Annotated in this window: 1 protein-coding gene; it reads right to left on the bottom strand. The window is 73.5% G+C overall.

The window, feature by feature from the left end:
* On the bottom strand, positions 1-5672 hold a 5672-nt coding region (locus tag ACFVIM_RS32060; RefSeq protein WP_384308954.1), incomplete at both ends, for an SDR family NAD(P)-dependent oxidoreductase.

Here is a 5672-nt window from a genome sequence, read left to right as displayed (position 1 = left end):
ACCGGGAAACCGGACACCGCGTCCCGGCCCTCGGCGAGCAACCGCCAGAAACCCTCCGGGTCGCTCACCCCACCCGGCAGCCGCAGCCCCATACCCACGATCACGACCGGGTCATCGGTCTCGGCCACGGTGGTGGAACCCTGGGTGGCCACGGGATCGGCTCCAGCCTCGGGCCCGGCGAGCAGGGTGACAAGGTGGGCGGCGAGCACACCCGGGTTCGGATGGTCGAAGACCAGGGTCGGCGGGAGGGCGAGCCCGGTCCGCGCGGCGAGCCGGTTGCGCAGCTCGACCGCCGTCAGCGATTCGAACCCGGCGTCGCGGAAGGCCCGGTCCGTGTCGATCGCGGACTCACGGGTGCCGAGGGTGGCGGCGGCCTCGCGCCGCACCAGGTCGGTCAGGGCGGCGAGGGCCTTGCGGGGGTCGGTCCCGGCCAGGAGCGTCTCCGCCGGGAGCGCCGCGCCCGCCGCCGTACGCCGGACCGGTCCGACGAGCCCGCCGAGGAGGGTGGGCAGCGTCCCCGCGCGGGCCTGCTCACGGAGCGCGGGCAGCTGGAGCCCGGCCGGGACGACGGCGGGGTCCGCACCGCCGGTCGCACTGTCGAACAGGGCCAGCGCTCGCCCGGGTTCGAGCCGGGCCAGGCCCAGCCGCGCCAGCCGCCGGGTGTCGGCGGTCCCGAGCTGGGCGGTCATCCCGCTCGGCGGGGCCCACAGTCCCCAGGCGAGGGAGACCGCGGGGTGCCCGGCCGCGCGGCGCCGGGCGGCGAGCGCGTCCAGATACGCGTTGGCGGCGGCGTAGTTGGCCTGCCCCGCGCTGCCGAGGACTCCGGCCGCCGAGGAGAAGAGGACGAACGCCTCCAGCTCGCCCGCCAGCTCGTCCAGATGGGTGGCGGCGTCGGCCTTGGGACGGAACACCGCGTCGATGTCGTCCGGGCCGAGCGTGGTCAGGGTGCCGTCGGCGACGACTCCGGCGGTGTGGACGACGGCACGGATCCGGTGCCGGGCCAGCAGTTCGGCCACCTGTTCCCGGTCGGCGAGGTCGCGGGCCTCGACGGTCACCTCGGCCCCGGCCCGCTCCAGCTCCGCGCGGAGCTCACCGGCCCCTTCGGCGCCGGGCCCCCGGCGGGACACCAGGACCAGGGAGCGGACGCCGTGCCGGGTGACGAGATGCCGGGCGACCAGCGCGCCCAGGGTGCCGGTGCCGCCCGTGACCAGGACGGTGCCCATGGCGGCCCAGTCGGGCGGGGCGCTCGCCTCGCCCTGGACGAGCCGGGGCACGAGGATCCGGCCGTCCCGTACGGTCAGCTGCCACTCCCCCGCGGCGACGGCGCCTTCGAGGCTCCTCCGCAGGAGAGCCAGGTCACCGTCGCGGTCAACACCGTCGGCGAGGAGGAAGCGTTCCGGGTGCTCGGTCTGCGCACTGCGCACCAGGCCGCGCACGGCCGACGCCACGGGATCGGACTCGGCGTCCTGGGTGATGACCACCAGCCGGGTGGTGCCGTCGAGTACGGTCACGGCCTCGCGCAGCACCCCGAGCACGTCCGCGACGGCCTCCCGGGCGCGTACCGGCTCGGGCGACTCCCCGGCTCCGTCCGGCACGCGCAGGGCCAGCCACGGGGGTGCCCCGGCCGGGGCGGTCCCCTCCGTACGGGCCGTGAGATACGCGACGGCGTCCGGCAACGCGACGACGGCCGTGCCCGCGCCCGCGTCGGCCAGTGGTACCCAGGTCACCCGGTACGGCGCCGGGGAGTCGGACGCCGCCTCCGCCGCCGACGGCTCACGCAGCCGGACGGATTCGGCCGTGAGCACGGGCCCGCCCCGGGGATCGGTGAGGACCAAGGAGTCATGGGTCAGCCGGGCCGACACGGCCGTCGCGCCGGTCGCGTGGACCGTCACACCGCGCCAGAGGTGCGGCGTCCGCCCCTCCTCGGCGACGGCCGTGAGCGCGGCGGCGAGCAGGCGGGGATGGAGGACGTACCCGGCGGGATCCTCCCGCTCGGGCAGTGCGACCTCGGCGACCGGCGCCTCGGAGGACGCCTCTGTGGACGGGGAGTGGGACGGGCGGGGGCGGGCGGTCAGGGTGCCGCTCGCATGACGGGTCCAGGGGGCCTCACCGCGCTCGGGACGGGTGTGGACGGAGACCTGACGGGTCCCGTCCCGCTCCTCACCGCCGACGACGACCTGGACCCGGAGCGCGCGCCCGTCCGGGGCGACCCGGGGAAGGCGGTCGATCTCCAGCGACTCGACCACGGGACAGCCCACGGCGTCACCGCCCCGGAGTGCCAGTTCCAGCAACAGGGCGGCGGGCACTCCGTCGGCGTCGGTGAGCAGCCCGGCGTCGACCCTGCCGGTCAGTACGGTGGTGCCGGTGTCGGGTACGTCGAGAACGGCGCTGAGGACCGGGTGGTCGACGGTGGCGAGGCCCGCGTGGGAGAGATCGCCGCCACGGCCGGACGCGAGCCAGAGGTGCTCACGCTCGAAGACCGTCTTCGGCAGGGGCGCGGTGGGGACGTCGGGGGTGAGGGCGGTCCAGTCGACGTCGCCGCCCCGGGCCCACACCTCACCCACGGCCGTCAGCGCGGTACGGACCTCCGGACGGTCACGGCGGGTCAGGGCGAACGCGTCCACGCCCAGGGCACCGGCGAGGCTGGTCAGCACACCACCGGGACCCAGCTCCAATGCCGTTCCGACATGGAGGTTCGCGACGGCGTCGGCGAAACGGACCGTGGCACGGACCTGGTTCACCCAGTACTCCGGCGAACAGGCCTCCTCATCCGAGAGACGCTCACCCGTCACCGTGGACACCAGCGGAATCTTCGGCGGCGAGAACACCAGCCCCTCGGCCACCCGGCGGAACTCCGCCATCATCGGCTCCATCAACGGCGAATGAAAAGCGTGACTGACCTCCAGCCGGCGCCCCTCCACACCCAGCCGCGACACCACCGACTCCACCGCGCCCGCCGCACCGGACAGCACGAGTGACGACGGACCATTCACCGCCGCCACCGCCACCCCGTCACCCAGCAACGGCAGCACATCCGCCTCAGGAACGCTGACCGACACCATCACCCCACCCGAAGGCAGCGCCTGCATCAAACGCCCCCGCGCCGCCACCAACCGCACCGCATCCGCCAGCGTCAGCACACCCGCCACATGCGCCGCCGCCAACTCCCCCACCGAATGACCCACCACGACCTTGGGCCGCACCCCCCACGACGCCAGCAACACGGCCATCGCCACCTCCACCGCGAACAACCCCGCCTGAGCAAACACCGTCTCCCGCAAAGCTCCTTCGTCCCCGAACACCACCTCCCGCACCGAACACCCCGTCAACTCCCCATCCAGCAACCCACACACCTCATCAAACGCCCCCGCGAACACCGGAAACGCCTCATACAACTCCCGGCCCATCCCCACCCGCTGAGCACCCTGACCCGCGAACAACCACCCCACACCACCCTCACCAGCCACCACCGACGGCACCACCAACGACCCCAAACCCTCAACCGCCTCACCAACACCACCAGCAACCACCACCCCACGCCACTCCCACGCGGTCGTCCGGGTCCTGACCAGTGAGCGGGCCACGGTCGCCAGATCGGTTCCCGACGACTCGACAAACTCCGCCAACCGCACCGCCCCCGTTCGCAGCGCCTCAGGTGAGCGTGCCGACAGGACCAGCGGCATGGGGCCGGAGCCAACAGGGGCGGGGGCGGACACCGGAGTACGGGTGGGCGCCTCCTCGATCACGACATGGGCGTTGGTGCCCGAGACGCCGAAGGAGGACACACCGGCCCGGCGCGGGCGGCCGTTCGCCTCCCACGGAACGGCCTCCGTCAGCAACTCCACCCGGCCCGCGTCCCACTCCACCAGGCTGGAGGGCTGATCGATATGCAGGGTGCGCGGCAGGGTCCCATGACGCAGGCCCAACACCATCTTGATCACACCGGTCACCCCGGCCGCCGCCTGAGCATGACCGATGTTGGACTTCACCGACCCCAGCCACAACGGCACCTCACGTCCCTGCCCATAGGTCGCCAGCAACGCCTCCGCCTCGATCGGGTCGCCGAGGACGGTGCCCGTGCCATGCGCCTCCACCGCGTCCACCTCGGACGCCGCAAGACCGGCGTCGGCCAGCGCCCGCCGGATCACCTGCTGCTGCGCCGGGCCGTTGGGCGCCGTCAGGCCGTTGGAGGCGCCGTCCTGATTGACCGCCGAACCCCGCACGATCGCCAGAACCTCACGGCCCTCCCGTACCGCGTCCGACAACCGCTGCACCACCAGCACACCCACACCCTCAGCCCACCCCGTACCATCCGCATCCGCCGCAAACGCCTTACACCGACCATCGGCGGAAAGCCCACGCTGACGCGAGAACTCCACGAACACATCAGGAGCCGCCATCACCGTCACCCCACCCGCCAGCGCCATCGAGCACTCACCCGACCGCACCGACCGCACCGCCAGATGCAACGCCACCAACGACGACGAACACGCCGTGTCCACCGTCACCGCGGGACCCCGCGCACCCAGCACATACGCCACCCGGCCCGAGATGACACTGGGCTGCGTCCCGGTGAGAAGGAGTCCTTCGGCGGTGCCGGGGGTCAGCGGGCTGGGTCCATAGGGCTGAGGGGTCGCGCCGACGAAGACACCGGTGTTCCGGCCGCGCAGGGACAGGGGGTCGATGCCCGCGTCCTCCAGCGCCTCCCACGACGTCTCCAGCAACAGCCGCTGCTGCGGATCCATCGCCAGCGCCTCACGCGGCGAGATCCCGAAGAACCCCGCGTCGAACGCCCCCGCCTCCGCCAGGAAACCACCCTGGCGGGCGTAGGTCGTCCCGGGGACATCCGGGTCGGGATCGAAGAGCCGCTCCAGGTCCCAGCCACGGTCCGCCGGGAACTCCCCGACCACATCACGCCCCTCGGACAGCAGCTCCCAGAACCCCTCGGCATCCGACACCCCACCCGGCAGCCGCAACCCCATCCCCACGATCGCGACCGGTTCGGAGCTGCTGGCCAGGGCGGTCTCGGGCGCCTCGGCCCCGCCGCCGAGGATCTGGTCGCGGAGATGTTCCGCGAGCAGGGCCGCCGTCGGGAAGTCGAACGCGGCCGTGGCGGGCAGGCGCACGCCCGTCGCCGTCCGCAGCCGGGCGCGCAGTTCCACGGAGGTCATGGAGTCGAACCCGGCCTCCTTGAAGACCTGCCGGGCCGGAATCGCTCCGGGCTCGCCCAGCACGGCGGCGGCCTCGCGGCGGACCACCTCGGTGAGGTCGGCGAGCAGACGGTCGGGCTCCAGACCGGCGAACCCCGGGCGCTCTTCCGGCCGCTCATCCGTGGTGGCGGCCGTGGCGGACAGGGGCGAGCCGTCGGGGGTGAGCCAGTAGTGGCGGCGTTCGAAGACGGAGGTGGGAAGGGGCGCGAGAGGGGCAGGGGGCAGGACGGCCGTCCAGTCGACGGAGGCTCCCGCGACAAACGCCTCCGCGAGGGAACGCAGGAACCGTTCCCGCCCGCCGTCGTCCCGGCGCAGGGACCCGCAGACCGCGATATCGGTACCGGCCGTATCGGCGATATCGGCGATGGCCGCCGTCAGGACGGGGTGGGCGCTGGACTCCACGAAGAGGCCGTAGCCCTCGTCGGCGAGCGCGGTGACGGCGTCGGCGAACCGGACCCGCTG

This window comes from Streptomyces sp. NPDC057638 (assembly GCF_042800315.1).
Taxonomy (GTDB): Bacteria; Actinomycetota; Actinomycetes; order Streptomycetales; family Streptomycetaceae; genus Streptomyces.
This window is presented reverse-complemented; position numbering and strand designations above follow the sequence as displayed.